The sequence below is a fragment of the Blastomonas sp. SL216 genome, from assembly GCA_026625625.1.
Taxonomy (GTDB): Bacteria; Pseudomonadota; Alphaproteobacteria; order Sphingomonadales; family Sphingomonadaceae; genus Blastomonas.
On sequence record CP113055.1, the window covers coordinates 3,787,365 to 3,810,918 of the forward strand.

General features: G+C 65.0%; 23 protein-coding genes. 13 read left to right on the forward strand and 10 right to left on the reverse strand.

Going from position 1 to position 23,554, the window contains the following annotated elements:
• Window positions 1-3: 3 nt before the first annotated feature.
• The 3 genes from OU999_17805 to ligK all read right to left on the reverse strand — a co-directional run bounded on the left by OU999_17805 (window position 4) and on the right by ligK (window position 2,696).
• Window positions 4-891 carry an amidohydrolase family protein gene (locus OU999_17805; GenBank protein ID WAC23557.1) on the reverse strand — a complete coding sequence of 296 codons (888 nt, stop codon included), beginning with the start codon at window positions 889-891 and terminating at the stop codon, window positions 4-6.
• Complete coding sequence (locus OU999_17810) at window positions 888-1,940, reverse strand: 4-oxalomesaconate tautomerase (protein ID WAC23558.1); 1,053 nt, start codon at window positions 1,938-1,940, stop codon at window positions 888-890. Before OU999_17810 ends, OU999_17805 begins: the two co-directional genes overlap by 4 nt.
• 84 nt (window positions 1,941-2,024) lie before the next feature.
• Window positions 2,025-2,696: a 4-carboxy-4-hydroxy-2-oxoadipate aldolase/oxaloacetate decarboxylase gene (gene ligK / locus OU999_17815; GenBank protein ID WAC23559.1), complete on the reverse strand. Its 672-nt coding sequence runs from the start codon at window positions 2,694-2,696 to the stop codon at window positions 2,025-2,027.
• 97 nt (window positions 2,697-2,793) lie between these two features.
• Between ligK and OU999_17820 the strand changes: the two genes are divergently transcribed.
• The 9 genes from OU999_17820 (at window position 2,794) to OU999_17860 (ending at window position 12,348) form a co-directional block, all read left to right on the forward strand.
• Entirely contained in the window at window positions 2,794-3,999 is a 1,206-nt protein-coding gene (locus OU999_17820) for a LysR family transcriptional regulator (protein ID WAC23560.1), read from the forward strand.
• 54 nt (window positions 4,000-4,053) lie between these two features.
• On the forward strand, window positions 4,054-4,917 hold the full coding sequence (locus tag OU999_17825) for a DUF1932 domain-containing protein (protein WAC23561.1): 864 nt from the start codon (window positions 4,054-4,056) through the stop codon (window positions 4,915-4,917).
• Complete coding sequence (locus OU999_17830) at window positions 4,914-5,939, forward strand: amidohydrolase family protein (GenBank protein ID WAC23562.1); 1,026 nt, start codon at window positions 4,914-4,916, stop codon at window positions 5,937-5,939. Before OU999_17825 ends, OU999_17830 begins: the two co-directional genes overlap by 4 nt.
• Window positions 5,933-6,343: a protocatechuate 4,5-dioxygenase subunit alpha gene (gene ligA / locus OU999_17835; protein ID WAC25473.1), complete on the forward strand. Its 411-nt coding sequence runs from the start codon at window positions 5,933-5,935 to the stop codon at window positions 6,341-6,343. Before OU999_17830 ends, ligA begins: the two co-directional genes overlap by 7 nt.
• Window positions 6,344-7,183, forward strand: a complete 840-nt coding sequence (locus tag OU999_17840) for a class III extradiol dioxygenase subunit beta (GenBank protein ID WAC23563.1) — start codon at window positions 6,344-6,346, stop codon at window positions 7,181-7,183.
• 74 nt (window positions 7,184-7,257) lie between these two features.
• Window positions 7,258-7,653, forward strand: coding sequence for a hypothetical protein (locus tag OU999_17845; protein WAC23564.1), 396 nt, complete (start codon window positions 7,258-7,260; stop codon window positions 7,651-7,653).
• 42 nt (window positions 7,654-7,695) lie between these two features.
• Entirely contained in the window at window positions 7,696-8,637 is a 942-nt protein-coding gene (locus OU999_17850) for a Gfo/Idh/MocA family oxidoreductase (GenBank protein ID WAC23565.1), read from the forward strand.
• Entirely contained in the window at window positions 8,634-9,812 is a 1,179-nt protein-coding gene (pobA, locus tag OU999_17855; protein WAC23566.1) for a 4-hydroxybenzoate 3-monooxygenase, read from the forward strand. The genes OU999_17850 and pobA overlap by 4 nt, the downstream gene beginning before the upstream one ends.
• Window positions 9,813-10,038: 226 nt before the next feature.
• Entirely contained in the window at window positions 10,039-12,348 is a 2,310-nt protein-coding gene (locus tag OU999_17860) for a TonB-dependent receptor (protein WAC23567.1), read from the forward strand.
• Window positions 12,349-12,424: 76 nt separating this feature from the next.
• On the opposite strand, the gene OU999_17865 is transcribed toward OU999_17860, so the two are convergent.
• From OU999_17865 to OU999_17890, 6 genes are all read right to left on the reverse strand, one after another.
• The gene (locus OU999_17865) at window positions 12,425-12,952 is read right to left on the reverse strand and encodes a nuclear transport factor 2 family protein (GenBank protein ID WAC23568.1); all 528 of its coding nucleotides are present in this window, start codon (window positions 12,950-12,952) and stop codon (window positions 12,425-12,427) included.
• Between the two features lies 1 nt (window position 12,953).
• The gene (locus OU999_17870; GenBank protein ID WAC23569.1) at window positions 12,954-13,706 is read right to left on the reverse strand and encodes an SDR family oxidoreductase; all 753 of its coding nucleotides are present in this window, start codon (window positions 13,704-13,706) and stop codon (window positions 12,954-12,956) included.
• Window positions 13,703-14,257 (reverse strand): nuclear transport factor 2 family protein, encoded by a 555-nt coding sequence (locus OU999_17875; GenBank protein ID WAC23570.1) that lies wholly within the window; start codon window positions 14,255-14,257, stop codon window positions 13,703-13,705. The genes OU999_17870 and OU999_17875 overlap by 4 nt, the downstream gene beginning before the upstream one ends.
• Before the next feature lie 2 nt (window positions 14,258-14,259).
• Complete coding sequence (locus OU999_17880) at window positions 14,260-15,153, reverse strand: SDR family NAD(P)-dependent oxidoreductase (GenBank protein WAC23571.1); 894 nt, start codon at window positions 15,151-15,153, stop codon at window positions 14,260-14,262.
• 235 nt (window positions 15,154-15,388) lie between these two features.
• On the reverse strand, window positions 15,389-16,360 hold the full coding sequence (locus OU999_17885) for a helix-turn-helix domain-containing protein (GenBank protein WAC23572.1): 972 nt from the start codon (window positions 16,358-16,360) through the stop codon (window positions 15,389-15,391).
• 69 nt (window positions 16,361-16,429) lie between these two features.
• A complete protein-coding gene (locus OU999_17890) occupies window positions 16,430-16,963 on the reverse strand; it encodes a nuclear transport factor 2 family protein (GenBank protein WAC23573.1) in 534 nt (177 codons plus the stop codon).
• 137 nt (window positions 16,964-17,100) lie between these two features.
• On the opposite strand from OU999_17890, the gene OU999_17895 reads away from it, so the two are divergent.
• Entirely contained in the window at window positions 17,101-18,603 is a 1,503-nt protein-coding gene (locus OU999_17895; GenBank protein WAC23574.1) for a carotenoid oxygenase family protein, read from the forward strand.
• A gap of 10 nt (window positions 18,604-18,613) precedes the next feature.
• On the opposite strand, the gene OU999_17900 is transcribed toward OU999_17895, so the two are convergent.
• Entirely contained in the window at window positions 18,614-20,317 is a 1,704-nt protein-coding gene (locus OU999_17900) for a class I adenylate-forming enzyme family protein (protein WAC23575.1), read from the reverse strand.
• A gap of 123 nt (window positions 20,318-20,440) precedes the next feature.
• Between OU999_17900 and OU999_17905 the strand changes: the two genes are divergently transcribed.
• The 3 genes from OU999_17905 to OU999_17915 are packed head-to-tail and all read left to right on the forward strand — an operon-like array spanning window position 20,441 to window position 23,550.
• Window positions 20,441-21,484, forward strand: coding sequence for a hypothetical protein (locus tag OU999_17905; protein WAC23576.1), 1,044 nt, complete (start codon window positions 20,441-20,443; stop codon window positions 21,482-21,484).
• Window positions 21,481-22,626 carry an acyl-CoA thiolase gene (locus tag OU999_17910; protein WAC23577.1) on the forward strand — a complete coding sequence of 382 codons (1,146 nt, stop codon included), beginning with the start codon at window positions 21,481-21,483 and terminating at the stop codon, window positions 22,624-22,626. The genes OU999_17905 and OU999_17910 overlap by 4 nt, the downstream gene beginning before the upstream one ends.
• Window positions 22,627-23,550, forward strand: coding sequence for a nitronate monooxygenase (locus OU999_17915; protein WAC23578.1), 924 nt, complete (start codon window positions 22,627-22,629; stop codon window positions 23,548-23,550). It begins immediately after the preceding gene.
• Window positions 23,551-23,554 lie beyond the last annotated feature (4 nt).

Genomic DNA, 23,554 nt, shown 5'->3' on the forward strand with positions numbered 1-23,554 from the left:
CGGTCAATCCGCCCAGTAGAGCCGCATGGGGTTGGCGACGAGCAGCTTGTGCTGTAGCGCTTCGGTCGGCGCGATCTGCGGGATGGTGTCGACCAGATGGCCGTCATCGGGCAGCACCTTTTCCATGTTCGGATGCGGCCAGTCGGTCCCCCAGAGCACGCGGTCGGGATAGGCTTCAACCAGCGGGCGCACCGCGCGCACGAAATCGGCATAAGGCGGGCCAGCGGCGTCGAGCCGGTCGGCACAGGTTACCTTGGTCCAGATGTCGTCACGGCTGTCGAGCAGGCGGCGGAATGCGGTCATGTCCGGGCCTTCCGGTCCCTGGGTCACATCGGGGCGCCCCATATGGTCGATCACGATCGGAACCGGGATCGCGGCGAGAAACGGCAGCATTTCTTCCAGAATGTCCGCCTCGAAATAGACCACGACATGCCAGCCCAGCCGCTCGATCCGCTGCGCGACATCGAGGAACTTGTCCTTGGGCGCATCATCGACCAGCCGTTTCAGAAAGTTGAAGCGCACCCCGCGAATGCCGCCCGCGTGCAGCGCATCGAGTTCCGCGTCGCTGATCGCCGGATCGACCACGGCGACGCCGCGCGCCAGCCCGTTCGATTGGGCAATGGCGTTGAGTGTCGAGCGATTGTCCGTCCCGTGGCAACTCGCCTGCACGATGACATTGCGGGCAAAGCCCAGATGATCGCGCAGGGCGAACAAGGCATCCGGCCCGGCGTCCTGCGGCAGATATTTGGCCTTGGGGCTGAACGGAAAGTCCGCCTGCGGACCGAACACATGGCAATGCGCATCGACCGCGCCAGGGGGCAGGGCGAAGCGCGGCTTGCTGGGCGTCAGCGTCCAGCTGCGGATGCGGCCATCGGCGTCGGTGGTGCTCATGCGAAAACCTCTCCATCCATCAGCTTGCGCGCGGTGCGCAGCATGCCCGCCTCGACGGGCTGGCCCTGTTCATCGACGGTGACGACGCATTCGGTGACGCCCGTGGGATGCTCTACCCCCAGGGTCTTGGACGCGCCCTCGGGCACGCTGGCGACCTTTGCTGCGGGTGATCCCTCGATCAGGCAGGCGGTGGCGACGCTGACCGCGCCGAGCACCCCGATAGAGGCATGGACACGGTGCGGGATGAGCGAACGCACGGCAACCGCGCCGCCTTCGCGCGGGGGGGCTACCAGCATCATCTTGGGCACCGACTTGGCCGAGACATCGCCCAGGTTCATCAGCGGACCTGCCTGCAACCGGATCGCCTCGACCTTCGCCTTCATCGCGGCATCGGCATCGAGCGTGTCGCGGTCCTCGTAACCGTTGATGCCCATATCCTCGGCAGCGATGACCACGCACGGCATGCCATTGTCGATCAACGTCACCGCGACGCCGTCGATCAAATCGACCCCGTTTCCTGTCGGCAGCAGCGCGCCGCACGACGAGCCTGCGGTATCGCGAAAGGCGAGCGGGATCGCGGCCGCCGTGCCCGGCACGCCGCTGATCGCGGCATCGCCGTCATAGCGCACCACGCCGCCGGGCGTGGCGACGCTCGCGACCGCCACCTGGCCGGTATTTTCCATGAAGATGGCGACGCGTGTCACATCGCCGGTCGGGGCGACCAGCCCGCGCTCTATGGCGAACGGGCCGACACCGGCAAGGATGTTGCCGCAGTTCTGCGCGTCGGTGACGATCGCCTGATCGACGAACACCTGCAGGAACAGATAATCGACATCGACCCCGGGCCGGTCCGACTTGGCGACGACGGCCACCTTGCTGGTCAGCGGGTCCGCGCCGCCCATGCCGTCGATCTGGCGCGGGTCGGGCGACCCCATGACCCGCAGCAGAAATGCATCGCGCGCGGCACTGTCGGTCGGCAGGTCTGCCTTCAGGAAATAGCCGCCCTTGGACGTGCCACCGCGCATCCACATGCAGCGAATGCCGCTCATGAGCCCGTGCCCGTCAGGGGAGCGTCATGGGTTACGCCCATTCCGGGCGGAAAACCGGTTCCCACTTTTCCTGAATGGGCTTGGTCAGACATATTTCAGGCCCATTTCGGCAAGCCGGGGCCGCATGTTGTAGATGTCGAGGCCGAGTTCGCCCGCTGCCAGCCGCTGGCGCTTGGCCTCCTCGGCCGCTTCGCGCGCCTGCGCCTTTTCCAGCACGGCGGCGGCATCGGCGCGCTTGACGACGCATACGCCATCGTCATCGGCGACGATCACATCGCCCGGCTCGATTGCGGCACCGGCGCAGACGATCGGCACGTTGACGCTGCCCAGAGTGTTCTTGACCGTGCCCTGGGCGAAGACCGCCTTGGACCAGACGGGGAAGCCCATCTGCGTGAGATCGCGGACATCGCGCACGCCCGCATCGATCACCAGGCCCCGGCAACCGCGCGCCATCGCGCTGGTCGCCAGCAGGTCGCCGAAATAGCCGTCGACGCACGGGCTGGTCGGTGCGAGCACCAGAATGTCGCCCGCCTGCAGCTGCTCTATCGCGACATGGATCATCCAGTTGTCGCCCGGAGGCGCGGAGATGGTGACCGCATTGCCTGCGATGCGCGCGCCGGAATAGATCGGGCGCATATGGTGCGCCAGCAGGCCGATCCGCCCCTGCGCCTCATGCACCGTTGCGACCCCCGCGCTGCCAAGCCCATCCACCACTGCAAGATCGGTGCGCTCGATATTCTGGACGACAGTTCCCATGGCCATGCTCCTTGTTGTGCCGCCGTGCCCGCGAGGCTGCCATCCATGCCAATCCAACTTGTGGACGCGCAATAAGTTTTTGCTATGTATGCTGCCAATGATCGAGCCGTTCGACCTGAACCTCCGGCATCTGCGCGCGCTTGTCAGCGTCGTGGCGCTGCGCAGCCTCAACCGCGCGGCAGAGGCGGCGGGGCTCTCTCAACCGGCGTTGACGCAAGGCATGGCCAAGCTGGAGCGGCAACTGGGCGTGTTGCTCTTCGACCGGCATTCGGGCGGGGTCGAGCCGACCCTTGCGGGCGAAGCCCTGGCCGAACGCGTCGAGCGGGCCTTTGTCCATCTGGCCGCTGCGGTGCGCAGGCCGGGAAGGGCAGGTGCGCGTGGCTTTTCCCGCCCCGAACAGCTGATGACCGGTACCCAGCTACAGGCGTTCCTGCATTTTGCCGAAGCCCAGGGTTTTGCCGGGGCCGCGCTGGCGAGCGGCCTGTCGCAGCCGGGCATCCACCGCGCGGTGCGCGAGCTGGAGCAGATCAGCGGGCATGCGCTGGCCGAGCGGCGCGGGCGCGGCATGGTGCTGACCCCGGCGGGCCGGGCGATGGCGCGCGGCGTGCGTCTGGCTGCGGGCGAGCTTTCCGCCGGGATCGCAGAGGCGCTGGGCGAGGCGCACCCTGCCACGCGCATCGCCATCGGCGCAATGCCGCTCAGCCGCGCGCTCGTCGTGCCGCGAGCCATCGCGCACTTCCTGCGCGATTGCCCCGGCACCGTGGTCGATGTCATCGAAGGATCGTGGCGCGAGCTGGTCGATCCGCTGCTCGACGGGGTCATCGACCTGATGGTCGGTGCGCTGCGCGATGCGCCGCCCGACGGGATCGAGCAGGTGCCGCTGTTCACCGATCGCCTGGCGGTGTTCGCGCGCAAGGGCCACCCGCTGGCCGGGCGGCGAGTGGCGCTGCCCGAACTGCAGGCGCAATCCTGGGTGGTCGGCCCCCAGGGCACGCCGCTGCGCGCGCACTGGCAGGCGCTGTTCAGCGGTGATCCGCCGCCGGTGCCGGTGGAATGCGGATCGGTGATGGTGATCCGCGGGCTGGTGATGCAGAGCGATCTGCTGACATTGCTGTCGCCCGACCAGATCGCGGTCGAGCTTGAAACGCAGATGCTGGTGCGGATCGATGTCGATCTGCCCGGCAGCGTGCGGACGATCGGCCTGACAACGCGGCGCGGTTGGCGGCCGACGGCAGCGCAGCAGCGGCTGGTCGATCTGATCCGCCAGGCCTCGCTGGAAACCAGACTTCACGAAAACCAATAGGTAGCCCGGCAATTGGATTGGTAGCGGTGACAAGTCCTCGCCTAGGCCGGAGTCATGACGTTCAACGCGACCTTTATTGGCTTTGGCGAGGCGGGCCAGGCATTTGCGCTGCCCGGTGCGCGCGCCTTTGATCGCAAGACCGACAGTCTGGGCGAACGCGACGCGATGCTGTCCGCCTATGCCGCAGCTGGCGTGCAGGGCGAGGATGACGTCGCCACCGCGCTGGCCGAGGCTGAGGTCGTGCTGTGCCTGGTGACCGCCGATCAGGCCGTGGTGGCTGCCGGGGCTTATGCCTCCATGCTCAGGCCCGGAACCCTGTGGCTCGACATGAACAGCGTCGCCCCGGCCTCCAAGGCTGAGGCCGCGACGATGGTGGAGGCAGCCGGCGGGCGCTATGCGGATGTCGCGGTGATGGCTCCGGTGCTGCCGCAGCGCCGCGCGGTTCCGCTGCTGGTCTCCGGACCGCATGCCAGCGCCGCTGCAGACGCGCTGGAGGCGCTCGACTTTACCCGGATTTCCATCGCCGGAGACGCGATCGGCCAGGCCTCGGCGATCAAGATGATCCGGTCGGTCATGGTCAAGGGGCTGGAAGCGCTGAGCGCCGAATGTGCGCTTGCCGCCTCGCGCGCGGGCGTGCTCGATGCGGTGACCGCCTCGCTCGATGCCAGCTGGAAGGAGCAGGGCTGGGCCGAGCGGTTCGACTATAATCTCGACCGGATGATGGCGCACGGGTTGCGCCGCGCCGCCGAGATGGAAGAGGTTGCAGCAACGCTGGCCGATCTGGACATCGACCCGCTGATGACGCGCGGCACGATTGCCCGCCAGCGGGCGATCGGCGCGCTCGGTCTCACCCCGCCCGATGGCCTCGACGCCAAGCTGACATCACTCGACACCCTCGTCTCGAAGAGAACTGCATGACCCTGATCATCGATTGCCACGGCCATTATACGGTCCTGCCCAAGGCGCATGACGCCTGGCGCGAGGAGCAGAAGGCCGCGTTCAAGGCTGGAACACCATGCCCGCCGTACCCCGAAATTTCCGATGACGATATCCGCGAGACGATCGAGGCCAACCAACTGCGCCTGATCAAGGAGCGCGGTGCGGACCTGACGATCTTTTCCCCTCGCGCCTCGGCCATGGCGCCGCATGTCGGCGACGAGGCGATGGCGCGCGAATGGGCGCGGCGCTGCAACGACCTGATCGCGCGCGTTGTCGGCCTGTTTCCGGAAACCTTTGTCGGCGTGTGCATGCTGCCGCAAAGCCCCAAGGCCGACATGGCGGGCTCGATCGAGGAACTCGAACGCTGCGTGACCGAACTCGGCTTTATCGGCTGCAACCTCAATCCCGATCCGGGCGGCGGCCATTTCCAGCATCCGCCGCTCACCGACCGCTTCTGGTACCCGTTCTACGAGAAGATGGTCGAGCTGAACGTTCCGGCGATGATCCATGTCTCGGGCAGCTGCAACCCGGCGATGCACGCCACCGGCGGCTATTATATCGCAGCCGATACCATCGCCTTCATGCAGCTGCTGGAAGGCGACCTGTTCGCCGACTTCCCGACGTTGCGCTTCATCATCCCGCATGGCGGCGGCGCGGTTCCCTATCACTGGGGGCGCTACCGGGGCCTTGCCGACATGCTGAAAAAGCCGGCGCTCGACACGCACCTGATGAACAACATCTTCTTCGACACCTGCGTCTATCACCAGCCAGGCATCGACCTGCTCGCCGATGTGATCGACAACAAGAACATCCTGTTCGGCAGCGAGATGGTCGGCGCGGTGCGCGGCATCGATCCCACCACCGGCCATTATTTCGACGATACCAAGCGCTATGTCGACGCGCTCGAGATCAGCGATGCCGAGCGGCACATGATCTTCGAAGGCAATGCCCGCCGCGTCTTCCCCCGGCTTGATGCCCTTTTGAAGGAGCGCGGATTGTGAGCCATCTCGACATTCACGCCTATCTGGCCGAGTTCGAGGATATTCCCGGCACGCGCGTGTTCACGGCCGCGCGCGCACGCCAGGGCTATCATCTCAACCAGTTCGCGATGAGCCTGATGAAGCCGGAGAACCGCGAGCGTTTCAAGGCCGATGAGCGCGCCTATCTGGACGAATGGGCGATATCGGAAGAGGCCAAGCAGGCGGTGCTGGCGCGCGATTACAACGCGCTGCTCGATATCGGCGGCAACATCTACTTCTTGTCCAAGCTGTTTTCCACCGACGGCATCGCCTTCGCGCAGGCGGTCAGCACGATGACCGACATGAGCTGGCCCGAATACCGCCAGATGATGCTCGACGGCGGCCGCTCTCCGCAAGGCGTACGCTCGATCAGGGAGGGACGATAGATGGCCCGGATTACCGCAGGTGTGGGCAGCAGCCATGTGCCGCTGCTGGGCGTGGCGCACGATCAGGGCAATGAGCGCGACGATTATTTCGGGCCCATCTTCGCAGGATATGACTGGACGCGCGACTGGGAGACGAAGGAAAAGCCCGATGTCGTGATCCTGGTCTATAACGATCACGCTTCCGCCTTCGACATGAAGTTCATCCCGACCTTCGCGATCGGCTGCGGAGAGCGTTACAAGCCGGCGGACGAAGGCTGGGGCCCGCGCAAGGTGCCCGATGTCATCGGTCATCCGGACCTCGCCTGGCATATCGCGCAGAGCCTGATCCTTGAAGAGTTCGACATGACCATCATCAACGAGATGGATGTCGACCATGGCCTGACCGTGCCCTTGAGCATGATGTTCGGCGCGTGCGAGGCCTGGCCGACGACGGTCATTCCGCTCGCGGTCAATGTCGTCACCTATCCGCCGCCCTCGGGCAACCGCTGCTGGGCGCTCGGCGAGGCGATTGCGCGCGCGGTGGAAAGCTTCCCCGAGGATCTGAACGTGCAGATATGGGGGACGGGCGGCATGAGCCACCAGCTCCAGGGCGCGCGCGCCGGGCTGATCAACCCCGAATGGGACAACCGCTTTCTCGACCTGCTCGAGGCGGACGATGATGCCGTCCGCCATATCCCGCATATCGAATATCTGCGCGAGACCGGATCCGAGGGCATCGAGATGGTGATGTGGCTGATCATGCGCGGCGCGCTCGGCGCACGCGTGAAGACGTTGCACCGCCATTATCACGTGCCCTGCAGCAACACCGCCATCGGACATATCGTATTGGCCCCAGATTAGGGATTTCTCAATGTCTGTAATTGACGCTCGCTCTCGGGGAAGTCCCCATTGTGCCGAAAGCCGAGGAGAGCGTCATGTCACAGCATTGCGTTTTAGTGGCTGTACTAAAGGAACTGGACCGTCTGTCATTCGAGCTTCGGTCTATTGTTGAACACCAGCCGGAGGACTGGAAAAAGAGCTACGCATCATATCGTCGGCAGCTCGGTTTATGCATAACCGAGATGGTTAATTTGGCAAACCATGATCTTGGACTGAGCAGGCGGGATGCCCGGGTGCTCAAGGCGACGGTCGAACTGTGCCGGGCCAAGCTTGCGAGGCATCAGGAACAGCACCCGATCGAAGGTCTGGTGCTCGATGGGCCCGATTTCATGGCTTCGTTTGACCGGGTTCACGGCTGTTTCATCGAATTCAAGACGGTGATGCAGGATCTGATCGAACGATATGAGGTGGATTGGAAAATTGCCGTTTGAGGTGCTCGGTCCGGGCACCGCATTGATGAACAGGAGTATCTCATGCGTATTGCCCTTGCCGGCGCCGGAGCGTTTGGCGAAAAGCATCTGGATGGTTTGAAGCTGATTGACGGGGTCGAGATTGTCTCGATCATCAGCCGCCGCCTCGAACAGGCTGAGGCGGTGGCCCGGAAATACGGCGCGATCCATGCCTCGACCGAGCTCGACGACGCGCTCGCCCGCGATGATGTCGATGCCGTGATCCTCTGCACGCCGACCCAGATGCACGCCGAACAGGCGATCGCCTGCATGAATGCGGGCAAGCATGTGCAGGTCGAAATCCCGCTGGCCGACAGCTGGGCGGATTCGCAGGCCGTGCTCGACAAGCAGAAGGAAACCGGCCTCACCTGCATGGTCGGCCATACCCGCCGCTTCAACCCCAGCCACCAATATGTCCATAACCGGATCAAGGCGGGTGAGTTCAACGTCCAGCAGATGGACGTGCAGACCTATTTCTTCCGCCGCAAGAACATGAACGCCAAGGGCGAGCCGCGCAGCTGGACCGACCATCTGCTGTGGCACCACGCTGCGCACACGGTCGATCTGTTCGCCTATCAGGCGGGCCGCATCGTCAAGGCGAATGTGCTTGAAGGCCCGCACCATCCCGATCTGGGCATCGCGATGGACATGTCGATCCAGCTGAAGAGCGAGAGCGGCGCGATCTGCACGCTGTCGCTGAGCTTCAACAATGACGGGCCGCTTGGCACCTTCTTCCGCTATATCGGCGATACCGCGACCTATATCGCGCGCTACGACGATCTGGTGAACGGCAAGGAAGAGCCGATCGACGTCAGCCAGGTCGATGTGTCGATGAACGGCATCGAGCTGCAGGACCGCGAATTCATCGCCGCGATCCGCGAAGGCCGCGAGCCCAACAGCTCGGTCGCGCAGGTGCTCGATTGCTATCGTGTGCTCGGCGAACTCGAACAGCAGTTGCTGGCATGAGCGCGCGCCGCACACAGGTCGCTATCATCGGGTCGGGGCCTGCCGGACTGCTGCTCGGCCATCTGCTCAAGGCCGAGGGCATTGATTGCGTGCTGCTCGAACGCGCGAGCCGCGAGCATGTCGAAAGCCGCATCAGGGCAGGGGTGCTGGAAACGGTGACCACCGATCTGATGCACCGGCTCGGGCTGGACGACCGGATGAACCGCGAGGCGATGATCGAGGACGGCTTCAACCTCGCCGATGGCGACATGATGGTCCGCATCGACATCAAGGCGCTGACCGGCAAGACGGTGGTGGTCTATGGCCAGACCGAACTGACCCGCGATCTGATCGCCGCAGCGCCCCAGCGCGAGCTGGAGATCGTGTTCGAAGCCGAAGGCCTGGCGCTGCACGATGTCGATAGCGACCATCCCAGCGTCACCTATAGCAAGGACGGCGTCGCGGTGACGCTCGAGTGCGATTTCATCGCCGGATGCGACGGTTTCCACGGCCCCTCGCGCCGCGCGATCCCTCAGCATCTCGCGCGCGAGTACATCCACGAATATCCGTTCGGCTGGCTGGGCATTCTGGCCGATGTACCGCCCTGCCATGACGAGCTGATCTATGCCAACGGCCCGCGCGGCTTTGCGCTCGCCTCGATGCGATCGCCGACACGCAGCCGCTATTACATCCAGGTGCCGCTCACCGAAAAGATCGAGGACTGGCCCGAGGACCGGTTGTGGGACGAGTTGGAGGAGCGGTTCAACGGCATTTCCAAACATGGCGTGACGCGCGGTCCGGCGCTCGAAATGTCGATCGCGCCGCTCAGGTCCTATGTGTTCGAGACGATGCGCCACGGCCGCTTGTTCCTGGCGGGCGATGCCGCACATATCGTGCCGCCCACCGGGGCCAAGGGACTGAACCTGGCTGCATCCGACGTGCATTACCTGTCCGATGCGATCATCGCCCATTACCGCCGCCAGGATGAAACCGCGTTGCTCGGCTATCGCGACAAGGCGCTGGCGCGCATCTGGAAGGCCGAACGCTTCAGCTGGTCGCTGACCAGGCTGATGCACAGCTTCCCGGAGCAGAATGCGTTCGAGCGGCGGATGCAGGTCGCCGAAATGGACTATCTGTCGCGCTCGCCCGCGATGCAGACCGCGATTGCCGAAAACTATGTCGGGCTTCCGGTATAGCCGACCTGTTTCTGATGGCTTTGGATTTTCCCTGATGCCCGGTCAGCGCCTGCTGGCCGGGCATTTTACATCTCTCCCCATATCGGCGCTAGTAACTTGCATTGACGAACCTTTATCATAGGTCTAGTATTGCAAGTGACCGGCGACAAGCGCTGGCGATGAGGGGAGGAACTGATTGATGCCAAAGCACAACCGTGTTGCGCGTTGCCGATTCAACCGTATTTCGATGACCGCGCTGGGCCTCGCGCTCATGGCAGCGGTTGCCACGCCCGCAGCCGCGCAGGACGCCGGTGAGCAGGCTGGGGGTGAGCAGGATTCTCAAGGGCCGCAGATTGCCGATATCGTCGTGACCGCGCAGCGGCGCGATTCGACGGTGCAGGATACGTCTGCCGCCATCTCGGCGTTCAGCGCGGAATCGATCGAGACCGCCCGAATCCTCAGCTTCGAGGATTTGGCCGGGCAGGCGACATCGCTGAGCTTTACCGCGCTGTCGCCGATTGACCAGGAATTCAACATCCGCGGCATCACCAATACCCGTCTCGACAGCCCCTCGGCTGACCAGTCGATCGGTATCTTTGTCGATGACGTCTATGTCGGCCGTTCTGGCCTGTTCAACTTCGACATGTACGATATCGAGCGGGTCGAAGTGGTGCGCGGACCGCAGGGCGTGCTGCTGGGCCGCAACGTCGTCGGCGGCGCGATCAGCATCTACAGCGCGCGGCCTCAGGCCGACACCGGCGGCAGCCTGGCTGTATCCTATGGCAATTATAACGAGAAGCTGGCGCGCGGGCACATTACCGGCACGATCAGCGGACCGCTGACCGGGCGGCTGAGCTTCCAGTATCGCAACCGCGACGGCTTCAATCAGGATCTGCTGCACGATGTCGATCTCGACGATGTCGACAGCATCCAGTTCCGCGGCCAGCTGATGGTCGAGCCCGACGACAGCGATTTCACCGCGCGGCTGGTGTTCGATTATACCAAGGACAAGTCGAACGGCTTCCATTCGGTCGCGATCGATGGTCCTGCAGCAGGCTCCGGTCCGTGGAGCGCGGCGCGCGCCGCGATCGGCACGATCCGCGGACGTCCGCTCAAGTTGCGCGAAGGTCTGCCCGAATGGCCGCGCTACAAGGGCGATACTGCCGATACGCCGCAGCAGCTCAACCGCGAGGCCTGGGGTCTGTCGCTGCGCATGGACCAGGGGCTCGGCGGTGTCGGCACGCTGTCGTCGATCACCGGCTATCGTAAGGGCGAGGCGTTCAACGTCTATGACCAGACCGGCATCGGCCCCGACAATGGCTTCGGCGTGATCTCGCCGACGCTGTTCACTTTCCCGGTCAATGAAGACGAGGACATCCGCCAGTTCAGCCAGGAATTGCGCGTCGTGTCCGAAGAGCAGTCGGATCGCGGGTTCGACTGGATTTTCGGTGCCTATTATCAGCACGACAAGGTCACCAAGCTCGACCGCTTCTGGGCCGAGGTGCCGTTGACGGTGCTGACCACACTGTCGGGTGAAAGCCGGTGGAACAACCGGGCGACCAACGAGAGCTACGCGTTCTTCGGCCAGCTGGGCTATCGCTTCTCGCCGAAGCTGCGCGTGGTGGCAGGTGTCCGCTATTCCAAGGACCGCAAGTCGGGCATCGTGACCGGTACCGCAGTCGAAGGCGGCGACAAGTTCAACCCCAACGACCAGGTCGCGCTGACCCCGCTCGCAGGCACGTTCCGCGAAGGGCAGAGCTTTACCGCGCGCTATTCGGACAGCTGGAGCGAGATCACGCCGCAGGCGACGATCGAGTTCAAGCCGAATGACGACATGCTGTTCTATGGTACCTTCTCGACCGGCTATAAGGGCGGCGGTTTCGAGGATGATCCGGCCAATGCGGCAGCAGCGGTATCGAGCTATGATCCCGAAACGGTGACCAGCTTCGAACTGGGCGGCAAGCTCGACCTGTTCGATCGCAGGCTGCGGCTCAACGTCGCGGTGTTCGACATGAAGTACAAGAACCTGCAGGTCACCCAGACCTCCGCAGCGTGCCTGTGCAACATCACCGACAACGCGGCGGATGCGAAGATCCAGGGTGTCGAGGCCGAAGCGACCGTGGCGGTGGCCACCGGGCTGACGCTGTCGGGCGGCCTGACGCTGCTCGACACGAAGTACATCGCCTTCACCGATTCGCTGGGCAACAACAATTCGGGCAACTTCCTGCAGCGCACGCCCAAGGCGCAGTGGAACGTGGCGGCGGATTTCGTCACCGATATCGGCGACTGGTCGGATGCACTGCGCTTCAACGTCAATTACAGCCACCAGGCGCGGCTGTTCTGGGCACCAGACAACCTTCAGCGCGAAGGCGGCTATGGCCAGCTCGGCAGCCGTGTCTCGTTCACCCCGGGCAACGGCAACATCACCTTCTCGCTCTATGGCCGCAACCTCACCAACACCTTGTATCGTACCAACATCATCGCGTTCTTCGGCGATGAGGTCAGCCGTCTGGGCGCACCGCGCCAGTACGGCGCAGAGGTCTCGGTCAAGTTCTGACACAGCCTGGCAAACACAAGAAAAGGGGCAGTCGGCGCGAACCGGCTGCCCCTTTTTTCTGCTCGGGAAATTAAGGTCAGAAGCGGCTGTAGCTAAGGTCGCCCTTGCCCTTTTCGCCGATATGCATGCGCGGATCCTCCGGCTTGAACATGCCCAGGCACCATCCTTGCGCCATCGGCATGTCGCGGTTCCAGTCGAGCGTGATCTTGCGGTGCGCAATCCGCCATTCGCCGCCGCGCTTCTCGAACCGGTCGACGATCCGCCCCCCGGTCAGCGTGTCCCATTTCTCGCCCTGTTTGGCAAAGCGGGCGAAGGTCAGCACATAGCATTCGGCAAAGGCGAGGCTGTCGCTCTCGAACTCGACATGCAGGTTGCACAGATAGTGGCCCATCACGTCGCCGCCCTGCATCCGTTCGATCGCGCCGTCGATATAGGCGCGCGCCGGGCCTGAATAGCTGCTGCCATGCTCCTCGATACTGTCGTCGAAATAGCAGCTGTGCAGCAGCTCGCCATCGGCGCGGTCGACGCCGCGGGCATAGCGCGCCAGGCAGTCGGCAATGTCCTGCTTGGCCAGCATCGTTTCCAGTGTGTTGGCATATTTCATGTCAGCGCCTCCCGTCGTGCAGCGCCTTGGCCATCGCGCGCTTGAGCGTATAGGGATCGCGCGCCAGGAACGCGCGGACCGATTCCGCATGCGGGTCGGTGTCCAGTTCGTCGACCTTGCGCGCGGCGGCCATCAGCCCGGCCTTGCCGATATCGCGCGGGCTCGATTTGGCCTGCCAGGTGACATGCTCCGCCATGCGCGTATCGACCGACCCGACGATCAGCGCAGCAATATGCGTGCCCTGCGGCTCCAGCTCGGCGCGCAGGCAGTCGCTCGCGGCGCGCGCGGCGAACTTGCTGGGGCTGTAGCCGCCCATGTTCGGCACCGCGCAGATGCCGCCTGCGGACAGCACGTTGACGATGGCACCGCCCCCATTGGCTTTCAGCACCGGGGCAAAGGCGCGGACCATCGCCAGCATGCCGAAATAGTTGGTGTCCATCTCGTTGCGGGCGAAATCCATGTCGGGCGCTTCGAGCAGCGTCTGGCGATGGAAGGCGCCGGCATTGTTGACCACCAGATCGACATCGGTGCAGCGCGCAGCGGCGGCGGCAACCTCGTCATGCTTGGTGACATCGAGCTGGATAGGCACGACCCGAGCATCGCCTGTGCTCTTGGCGGCTTCCTCGGCATCGGTGAGCTTGCGCGAGGCGAGATAGACCCTGGCCGCGCCCTGATCGAGCAGTTCCTCGACAAAGCCGAAGCCGATGCCGCGATTGGCCCCGGTGACGATGGCGGTGCATCCCTGAATGTTCATGCCGCTGCCTCCGCCTTGCTGCGCTCGCGTGCCCATGCGCCGTACAGGATGTCATCGGGTTTTTTCGCCCCGCGCACCGCCTTGCTCATGTCGGGGATGATCATGCCGCGACCCCAGGTTTCGTTGAGCGGCATTTCGTGGTTCCATTCCCAGGCGAGGCGGCGATGCGCGATCTTCCACGCGCCGTCGCGGCGCTCGAACCGGTCGACGCAGCGCGCCATGGTCAGGCTGTCGAACGATCCGCTCTCCGCCTCGCGGCGCGAGAAGGTGAGGAAATAGCATTCGGTGACAGCAAGATCGGCCTCGACAAACTCGACCGAGATATTGGTGCACAGGTGCGACATCAGCGGCGCGGTGGGCAGGATCTTGGCCATCAGCGCGACATAATCCGCCGCCGGACCCACATAGACCCCGCCATGATCCTCGATCGCATCGGGATGATAGGCGGCACGGATCAGATCGACATCCGCCCGGTCCGCCCCGCGCGCATAGCCGATCAATATGTCCTCTATCTCCTGCCGGTCGAGCAGTTGTTCCACGGTCAGTCGCATCCTCATCCTCCGGTATTTGTCATGTCTATGGTTGCATAAAGATCGGCAAAGGCGGCCTCTGCGCCGCTGAACTCGCGTGCGCCGTCCATCGCCGCGATGCGGTCCAAATGGGCGGCGATCCAGGCGCTGCTGTCATCGGGGGCAGAGGCTCCGCGCCCTTCGACCATGCGCGCGCGGCGATAGCGGCGGCCGCCCGCCAGAAAGATCTGGCCGTTGGCGCTGCACGCCTCGCTGGCGAGAAAGGCCGCCATGCCCGCTGCATAAGCCGGGTCAAGGCGGGGATCGTCTGCCACTCCGTCCTGCGCGGTCATTGGGGTGGCGGCATAGGGGCACAGCACGTTGACCCGCAATGCCGTGCGCTTGAGCTCATCGGCCAGCGTCAGCGCCATCGCGTTGAGCGCGCCCTTGGACGCGGCATAGGGAATGCGCCCGCGCACCCCGTGCAGCCCGGCAGAGGAGGAGACGAACACCATCCGTCCTGAAGGGCTGGCCAGCAGGTGCGGCAGTGCTGCCTGGGCGAGCGCTGCCTGGGCCAGGAAATTGGTGTTCAGCACATCGCGCAGCGCGGCAATGTCCATGTCGGGCAGCTTTGCCGCCGGGCCGATGATCCCGGCATTGAAGATGATGGCATCGATCCGCCCGAAAGCGTCGAGCGCGGCCTTGACCAGGGCCTGTGCGGCGCCGGGGGCGGCGATATCCTGATAGTTGGCCAGAGCCCTGCCGCCCTGTGCGCGGATGGTGTCGGCGATCGCCCCGGCGCTGTCCGGCTGGTCCTGGCGCAGGCGGTTGTTGACCAGCACCGCTGCGCCTTCGGACGCCATCGCCAGCGCAAATGCGGCACCCAGGCCCTTGCCTGCACCGGTGACAATGACCGCGCGCTCAACGCTGGAATCCATGGCTTATTCTCTCCCGCTGATGCGAGGCTAGCCAGTTTGGTATGATAATGAAAGTGATAATTGCGGGTGCTGGATTGGATTGTCGCGGCAAAGGTTGAGGCACGTACTGACAACGCAGCATTTCGTCATTCCCGCGAAGGCGGGAATCCCGCTTTACCATTGCCACAAGTTTTAGGAGCGGGCCCCCCGCCTACGCGGGGGTGACGATGAAAGATGCTATGCTAGAGCCGGACAATCACGCTGGAACAGCCTGCTTTTCCTCGGCATCCTCGTCGCAAACCTCGATCAGCCGGAAGTCGACCTGATGCGCTTCGAGTGGCTCGCGGCAGTGCGAGCAGACCACCTGCGGCTCCAGCCTGTGGCCGCAATCGCGATGGGTGAGCAGCACCGGCGGACCATTGGGTGAGCAGAAATACTTGTCGCCCCACATCATCAGCATCAGCAGCGCGGGGTAATAATCCACGCCCTTGCGGCGCAGGCGATATTCGTAGCGCGGCGGGCTTTCGACATACTGGACCTGGCGGATGACGTCGATCGAGGTCAGCCATGCAAGCCGCTCGGCCAGGATGTTGGTGGCGATCGCGGTGTCGCGGCGGATGTCGTCGAAGCGGTTGATGTTGGTGAAGATCGACCGCATGATCAGGCTGGCCCAGCGGTCGCCCATGATGCGCGCGGCCTCGTCGAACAGCGTGGTCGCATCCTGTGTCGTCTCGCGCTGCTGGCGGCGACGCGAATAGACCGGTTCCATCATGCCGACACCGGGGCCGGGCTCCCATTCCATCTGCGTCGCATCGATCGTCTGATTGCACGCCTTGCACGCGGGTTCGGGCTCGAACACATGGCCGCAGGTCTTGTGGGTCAGCTCGACGCGCAGCTTGGTGCGGCCCGCGCCCCAGCGCTGCTCCCAGCGAAGCAGCATCAGCGAGGTCCAGTACAGATCACGGCCCTTTTGCGTCAGCACATATTCGTGCCGGTTGCCGCCATCGCTGCTCGCGCATTTCTCGATCATGCCATTGGCGATCAGCCGCTTCAGCCGGTCGCTGAGCAAGGCCTTGAGCAGCCCGGTGCGCTTGCGCAAGGCATCGAAGCGGCGGGTGCCCAGCCAGATTGCCTCGATCACCAGCACCGTGGGCGCATCGCCCACCACTTCCAATGCCCGCCAGATCGAGCAGGTACGAATTAATTGCGGTTCAACAGTCACAGGCATGATAATAAGCGCGCCGGAGCGCTACGTCGAGCCTTTCGCTCCGGCGCGCCATCCATCCCTGATGGGCTCTCAATGCGCCGCGGCGGGCGTGTGGAACTCTTCGGCTATGCCCATTTCGCGCAGCAGCTCTGCCCGGTCATAATATTCGCGCCACACCTTCACATGGTCGCCCTCGACCTCGAGAATGCCGACCACCGGCACCTTGCCGTGATGGCCCTTGTACACGAACTCGTCGGTCCGCTCGATCACCACCACATCGCCGATACGGCCGATATTGTGGATGTGCAGCGTGATGCTCTCAATGCCCGAACCCAGTGCGTTGATCCGCTCGGCAATCGCGGGGCGGCCCTTTACCGGCTCGATCATCATCGAATGCAGCACGCCGTCCTCGGCAAACAGATCGCCCACCAGCTTCCAGTCGCGGCGGTTCCAGGCATCGATCATCTTCTCGACAACGGCAATCTTGGGGTCGGTCATCTTGCTCTCCTGCTTGGGGGTGGCGGCTGCCATCGCGTCATTGGCCATGGCCGCGCCAGGCAGGGCCAGGCCCGTGGCTGCGGACAGGGCGACCAGCGCCAGCGCGGCGGTCCGGAATTTCGTCATGGCATCCTCCGTAGGTGTTGTTATGCGACCGGCGGACCCGGCCTGCGGTAACGGTGTATCGCAAAGAGACTTGCGTAACCAGACCATTCTGCTATCCGGTCTGCACAAGACGAAGAACACCATAGGGGGGTGAGGATATGGCCATGAAAATCGAGCGGCAGCCCGCAATCCGGACCAGTTTGCAGCCCAGCAATCACCCCTATCTGACCGGCGCCTGGACCCCGCAATATGAGGAGGTCAACGCCTTCGACCTCGAGGTGATCGAGGGCGCGATCCCCGAGGATCTGGACGGCATCTACCTTCGCAACACCGAAAACCAGGTGCACCAGCCGCTGGGCAAATATCACCCGTTCGATGGCGACGGCATGATCCACCAGATCGATTTCCGCCGCGGCAAGGCGCATTATCGCAACCGTTTCGTCCGCTCGCGCTGCTTTCAGGCAGAGCAGGAGGCGGGCGGATCGCTCTGGGGCGGCCTGCAGGACAAGCCCAGCCTGTCGCGCCGCCCCGGTTTCGGCGCGCATGGCAGCCTGAAGGACAGCGCATCGACCGACATCATCGTGCATGCGGGGCAGGCGATCGCCACCTTCTACCAGTGCGGCGAAGGCTATGTGATGGATCCCGAAACGCTGGAGCAGCTGGGCCCTGCGCCCTGGGTGCCGATCGACGGCATCTCCGCGCATCCCAAGGTCGATGAGCGCACCGGCGAGCTGCTGTTCTTCAACTATTCCAAGCACGCACCCTTCATGCATTATGGCGTGGTCGACGCCGAGGGCAGGCTGAAAAGCTATAGCCCGGTGCCGCTGCCGGGGCCGCGCCTGCCGCACGACATGGCGTTCAGCGAGAACTGGGCGATCCTCAACGACTTCCCGGTCTTCTGGGACGAGGAACTGCTCGAGCGCAACATCCACGCGGTGCGGCTCCACGATCTGCCGTCGCGCTTTGCGCTGGTGAACCGGCACGACCCCTCGGACATCCGCTGGTTCGATGCCGCGCCGACCTATGTGCTGCACTGGCTGAACGCCTGGGAAGAGGGCGAAGAGGTGGTGCTGGACGGCTATTTCCAGAACAACCCGACGCCCGATCCGCTGGAGCATGACGGCGGACTTGGCGCGATGATGGCGCATATCGACGAGAACAGCTTCAAGCCGACTCTTCACCGCTGGCGCTTCAACCTGCGCACCGGCGAGACGCGCGAGCAGTCGCTGGGCGACCAGCTGGTCGAGTTCGGCATGATCAACCAGCGCTATCTGGCGCAGCCCTATCGCTATGCCTATTCGACCACGACCCGGCCCGGCTGGTTCCTGTTCAACGGCTTCGTCAAGCATGACCTCGCCACCGGCAAATCGACCACGATCACGCTGCCCGAAGGTCGCTATGCCTCCGAAGCGCCGTTCGCCCCGCGCGTTGGCGCGCAGGACGAAGATGACGGCTATCTGGTGAGCTTCGTGATCGACGAGAACCAGGGCACGTCAGAGTGCATCATCATCGATTGCAAGCGCTTTGCAGAGGGTCCGATCTGCCGCATCGCGCTGCCGCACAAGATCAGCAGCGGCACCCATTCGCACTGGGTGGAGCGTGAAGTGCTGGAACGCGACAAGGCCGCGCGGCGCGACCGGATGATGGCGGCGGCGGCCTGAGCGCCCCCGCCTAACGCTCCATCGCCGCCAGCACGGCCGCGCGCAGATCGGCGCGCACCACCTTGTTCATCGCGTTGCGCGGCAGGGCGGGCAGCACCACCAGCCGCTCCGGGCGCTTGAACACGGCCACGCCCGCTGCAGCCAGATGCGCGCCGACGCCTGCGATGTCAGGCGGGGTGATGCCGTCATCGACCACCACCGCCACCGCGATCCGCTCGCCCAGATCGGCATCGGGGATGCCCACCGTCGCTGCCTCGCGCACGTTCGGCAGGCTCACCAGCAGTTCGTCGATCTCTGCCGGAGAGATGTTCACGCCGCCGCGCACGATGATCTCCTTCGATCGCCCGACAAAGCGGTAGAAGCGCGACAGGGGCCCTTCGCCCGCGATTTCGAACAGATCGCCGGTGCGGAACCATTCGCCGTCGAAGCTCGCGGCATTGAGCTCGGGCGAGCGCCAATAGCCTGAAATGACCGTGCCGCCCGCAATGTGCATTTCGCCGGGCATTCCCGGTTCGGTGATGATCGCGCCGCTCTCCGGATCGACCAGCCGTGTGCGCATCACGGCGGAGACCGGGCTGTCCCATTCGACCCCCTCCGCGCCGAAACGCGGAAAATAATGCGCGCGCTCGGCGCGGTCGGGCACGTCGCCGGGCGAGGACATCAGCGCCATGCCCTCGTTCGATCCGAAGATGTTGCAGATCTCGATCCCGTGCGATTGCGCCCAGCCTTCGATCAGCCAGGGGGTGAGCGGGGCCGATCCGCTGCCGATGGCACGCAGCGAGGAGAGGTCCACCGAGGCAGTGATCTGCGGCTGCTTGAGCAGGGCGGTGAGCACGGCCGGCGGCGCGATGGTATAGGTCACGCGCTCGGCCTCGATCTGTTTCAGGAACACGCCAAGATCGAACGGATGGTGCAGCACCATCGTGCCGCGCATTTCCAGCCAGGGCAGCATCAATCCGCCGATCGAGGCGATATTGACCAGCGGAAAGGGGTTCAGCAGCACGTCGCCCGGCAGCATGCCGGTGCCCCAGGCGACCACCTTGGCATTGAGCACCCAATGGTTGTGGTCGCGCGGCACGCCCTTGGGCCGGGCCTCGGTTCCGGACGTCCAGCAGATCGTCAATACCTCGCCTCCATCGACGGGATTTGCGGCACACCAGACGGGAACACCCGCGCGGTCGGCGGTGGCGGCGAGCGCCTTGAGGTCAGTGCCATGGGGGGCAGCACCGATGGTCAGCAGCATCATGCCGGGGCGCGTCTCGACCAGCCCTGCTGCCATGGCGGCATAGTCATGGCCATGGAATGCGGGCACGGTGACGAAGGCGCGGGCATCGGTGAGCGACAGGATATGGCCCAGCTCGTGCTCGCGATATTGCATCACGACAGGGCTGATGATCAGGCCCAGCCGCGCGGCGGCGAGGAACAGGATGACGGCATCGACCGTGTTGGGCAGCTGCGCGCAGATCACGTCGTCGCGCTTCAGCCCCAGGCCGATCAGCGCGGCGGCCTTGCCATCGACCCGCGCATCGAGCTCGGCCCAGTCCAGCCGCTCGGGCGCGCACCCGTCCAGCGCCGCGCGGTTCAGCGGATCGACCAGCGCCAGGCTGGTGCCGCGCTCTGCCACGGCCCTGCGGAACATGCTGTCGACGGTGATTCCCTCCCACCAGCCGCGCGCCTGATAGTCCGCAATCCGCTCTGCCGGGGTCAGAAACATCGCTCTCTCCTGTCTGTGCTTTACAGCTTTCATAAAGATACCTAAACCCAAGGCAAGCCAGAGCTGCGGCCCGGGGTACGATTATTCGGCGCTCTGAAGAGACGGCAAAAGGGGAGGGCGGGCATGGCCTGCAAAGTCATCCAATGGGCAACCGGCGCGATGGGCCGGACGGCGCTGCGCCGGATCATCGACGATCCCGCGCTGACGCTCGCGGGCGTGCATGTCTATTCGCAGGCCAAGGCCGGCAAGGATGCCGGAGAGATTGCGCGGCGGCCGCTAACCGGGGTGCTGGCCACGCATGAACTGGCCGAAACGCTGGCCACCAAGGCCGATGTCGTCATCCACACCCCCCGCATCACCCTGCCCTATGATGCGCTGGTGCCCGATGTCGAGGCGCTGCTGCGATCGGGCAAGAATGTCATTTCCACCGCCGGCTTCCACTGGCCTGCAGCCCAAGGGCCTGAATATGCCGACCGGCTGCATCGCGCAGGGCTGGAAGGCGGAGCGACGCTGGCGGGTGTCGGTGTCAGCCCCGGCATGATCGTCGAGCGGATTGCGCTGGCGGTCACGGCGATGTCGGTCGAGGTCGAGCACATCAAGGTCAGCGAAACGGTCGATGCCTCGGCCATGGCGAGCGCGGCGTTCGTGTTCGAGCTGATGGGGCTGGGCAGCGATCCTGCCGTCCGCGACATCCGCACCGGCCCGCTGGCCGAGCTGTACCGCGCGCTGTTCTCCGAAGTGCTGGTATTCGCCGGGTACCAGATGGGTACATCGGTCGAACGAATCGAACCGGATCATCAGCTCACGCTGGCCCCGGCGGATATCGTCATTCCGGCAGGGACCATCCCCAGGGGCACTGTCGCTGCCACCGAATGGCGCTGGACCGCGTATTACACCTGCGGCGCGCGCTTCACGCTGTCGATCCTGTGGACCGCCGATCCCGGGCTGCACGAGGGCGGACGCGGCCATTGGGATGTGCGGATCGAGGGGCGGCCGAACATTCACCTGACCATGGATATCACCGAGTCCGATCCCGGCGCGCCGCCCTCGCGCGCGCTCACCGACGCGACCGTGGCGGTGGCGATCAACGCCATCCCTGCCGTGATCGCTGCGCCGCCGGGGCTGTTCGCGTTCCAGCCGCCCAGCGCGTGGAGGGCGGCACCATGAGCGAGGCCTATCTCCACGTTGCGCTGCGCACTCCGCGCGGGCGTGCCCGCCCCGATGGCGGGCTGGCGCAGGAAACGCCGCACGGGCTGGTCGCGCATCTGGTCGATGCGATGGAGGCGCGCAGCGCTGATCCGCGCGGGCGGGCGGAACGAATGACCCTGGGCTGTGTCGGCCAGGTTGGCGCGCAAGGCGGACATATCGCGCTGGTCGCCAAGCTGAAGGCCGAACTGCCCGATGGCGTCGCGGTGCACACGCTCAACAATTTCTGTGCCTCGGGCCTGTCGGCCGTCGGCGCAGCAGCGGCAGCGGTCGCTTCGGGTCAGGCGCAATGGGCGCTGGGCGGCGGGGTGGAGATGCTGTCCAGGGTCGCGTTCATGGCCGACAAGGCGGATTATTATACCGCCGCAGAACTGCCGCCCGACCGGCGCTATATCCAGGTCGCGCTGGCGGCCGACCTGCTGGCGCAGAAGGAGTGTATCACCCGCGACGAGCTGGATTCCGTCGCTTTGGTTTCACAGGCGCGCGCAGCAGCAGCCGAGGACAGGCCCGCCTTGCTTGCCTCGCGCATTGCGGTGGCAGGGCTGGACCGCGAAGAGGCGGTGCGACCGATGACGCTCGACCGGCTGCAGGCGCTGCCCCCCGCCTTTCCGCCGCTGGCGGAAGGCTATCGCGACATTCTGGGCGACCGGCCCATCGATCATCGCCACACCGTCGCGCATGCCCCGCCGATGACCGATGGCGCGGCGCTGGCGCTGATCGGCCCGCGCGAGGGCGCAATCGCGCGCATCGTCGCGCATGTCGAAATCGGCGGCGACCCCTGGGATTCGCTCACCGCAGGCTTTGCCGCGATGGACAAGGCGCTGGCCAGGGCAGGGATGACGCTCGCCGACATGGACCGCATCGAGTTCATGGAAGCGTTCGCCGTGACGTACGCCAAGTTCCTGCGCGACCGCGCGCCCGATCCGGACAAGGTCAATGTCAGCGGCGGCCATGTCGCCAAGGGGCACCCGATGGGCGCGACCGGCGGCGTGCTGCTTTCGACACTGGTCGACGCGCTGGCAGAGGCAGGGGGCACGCTGGGTCTGGTCGTGGCGACCGGCGCGCAGGGCGTGGGCGTGGCAACCATCGTGGAGCGAATCTGAATGATGATCGAAAAATTGCGCCTGCCCGTGGTGGCCGCGCCGATGTTCCTGGTGTCGGGCCCCGAAATGGTGATCGCTGCGGCGCGCGCGGGCATTATCGGGGCTTTCCCCACGCCCAATTGCCGCACGGCGGCGGACCTCGACGCCTGGATGACGCGCATTTCCGCCGAGACCGCTGGCGCACCGGGTCTCTGGGCGGCGAATCTCGTTACGCACAGCAGCAACCAGCGGCTCGCCGATGACCTGGCGCTGATCGCCAAGCACAAGCCGCCGGTCGTCATCACCGCGCTGGGCAGCCCGGCTCCGGCGGTGGAGACGGTGCACAGCTATGGCGGCATCGTGCTCGCTGATGTCATCACCGTGGCTCTGGGGCGCAAGGCGGCTGCGGCGGGCGCGGACGGGCTGGTTTGCGTGTCGGCGGGCGCTGGCGGGCATACCGGTTTCCTGTCGCCCTTCGCGTTCATCACCGCGCTGCGCGCCGAGTTCGAAGGCATCATCTGCGTCGGCGGCGGCATTTCCGATGGCGCGGCCCTCGCCGGCGCAATCGCGGCGGGCGCGGACCTCGTGTACATGGGCACGCGCTTTCTCGCAGCAGAAGAGAGCATGGCGGTGCCCGGCTACAAGCAGATGGTGGTGGACAGCCATATCGAGGATCTGGTCGTCAGCCCTGCGATCACCGGCACGCCCGCGTCGTGGCTGATCCCGTCGCTGGTTGCGTGCGGCTATGATCCCAAGGACCTCGGCAAGCCCGCCACCCGCGATTATGGCGGCGATCCGCATGCCAAGTGGAAGGATCTCTGGGCGGCAGGCCAGGGGATCGGCACGGTGCAGGGTATCGAGCCGGTCAGCGTGATTGTCGACGAGATCGAGGCCGGTTTCCGCGAGGCGGCGAAGCGGCTGGATCAGCGGGCCGGAACCCGCTGACCCA

Excerpts from the sequence above, each read along its gene's own strand:
- OU999_17805 (WAC23557.1), bottom strand. The coding sequence starts at position 891 with ATGAGCACCACCGACGCCGATGGCCGCATCCGCAGCTGGACGCTGACG.
- OU999_17810 (WAC23558.1), bottom strand. The coding sequence starts at position 1,940 with ATGAGCGGCATTCGCTGCATGTGGATGCGCGGTGGCACGTCCAAGGGC.
- ligK (WAC23559.1), bottom strand. The coding sequence starts at position 2,696 with ATGGGAACTGTCGTCCAGAATATCGAGCGCACCGATCTTGCAGTGGTG.
- OU999_17820 (WAC23560.1), top strand. The coding sequence starts at position 2,794 with ATGATCGAGCCGTTCGACCTGAACCTCCGGCATCTGCGCGCGCTTGTC.
- OU999_17825 (WAC23561.1), top strand. The coding sequence starts at position 4,054 with ATGACGTTCAACGCGACCTTTATTGGCTTTGGCGAGGCGGGCCAGGCA.
- OU999_17830 (WAC23562.1), top strand. The coding sequence starts at position 4,914 with ATGACCCTGATCATCGATTGCCACGGCCATTATACGGTCCTGCCCAAG.
- OU999_17840 (WAC23563.1), top strand. The coding sequence starts at position 6,344 with ATGGCCCGGATTACCGCAGGTGTGGGCAGCAGCCATGTGCCGCTGCTG.
- OU999_17845 (WAC23564.1), top strand. The coding sequence starts at position 7,258 with ATGTCACAGCATTGCGTTTTAGTGGCTGTACTAAAGGAACTGGACCGT.
- OU999_17850 (WAC23565.1), top strand. The coding sequence starts at position 7,696 with ATGCGTATTGCCCTTGCCGGCGCCGGAGCGTTTGGCGAAAAGCATCTG.
- pobA (WAC23566.1), top strand. The coding sequence starts at position 8,634 with ATGAGCGCGCGCCGCACACAGGTCGCTATCATCGGGTCGGGGCCTGCC.
- OU999_17860 (WAC23567.1), top strand. The coding sequence starts at position 10,039 with ATGACCGCGCTGGGCCTCGCGCTCATGGCAGCGGTTGCCACGCCCGCA.
- OU999_17865 (WAC23568.1), bottom strand. The coding sequence starts at position 12,952 with ATGAAATATGCCAACACACTGGAAACGATGCTGGCCAAGCAGGACATT.
- OU999_17870 (WAC23569.1), bottom strand. The coding sequence starts at position 13,706 with ATGAACATTCAGGGATGCACCGCCATCGTCACCGGGGCCAATCGCGGC.
- OU999_17875 (WAC23570.1), bottom strand. The coding sequence starts at position 14,257 with ATGCGACTGACCGTGGAACAACTGCTCGACCGGCAGGAGATAGAGGAC.
- OU999_17880 (WAC23571.1), bottom strand. The coding sequence starts at position 15,153 with ATGGATTCCAGCGTTGAGCGCGCGGTCATTGTCACCGGTGCAGGCAAG.
- OU999_17885 (WAC23572.1), bottom strand. The coding sequence starts at position 16,360 with ATGCCTGTGACTGTTGAACCGCAATTAATTCGTACCTGCTCGATCTGG.
- OU999_17890 (WAC23573.1), bottom strand. The coding sequence starts at position 16,963 with ATGACGAAATTCCGGACCGCCGCGCTGGCGCTGGTCGCCCTGTCCGCA.
- OU999_17895 (WAC23574.1), top strand. The coding sequence starts at position 17,101 with ATGGCCATGAAAATCGAGCGGCAGCCCGCAATCCGGACCAGTTTGCAG.
- OU999_17900 (WAC23575.1), bottom strand. The coding sequence starts at position 20,317 with ATGTTTCTGACCCCGGCAGAGCGGATTGCGGACTATCAGGCGCGCGGC.
- OU999_17905 (WAC23576.1), top strand. The coding sequence starts at position 20,441 with ATGGCCTGCAAAGTCATCCAATGGGCAACCGGCGCGATGGGCCGGACG.
- OU999_17910 (WAC23577.1), top strand. The coding sequence starts at position 21,481 with ATGAGCGAGGCCTATCTCCACGTTGCGCTGCGCACTCCGCGCGGGCGT.
- OU999_17915 (WAC23578.1), top strand. The coding sequence starts at position 22,627 with ATGATGATCGAAAAATTGCGCCTGCCCGTGGTGGCCGCGCCGATGTTC.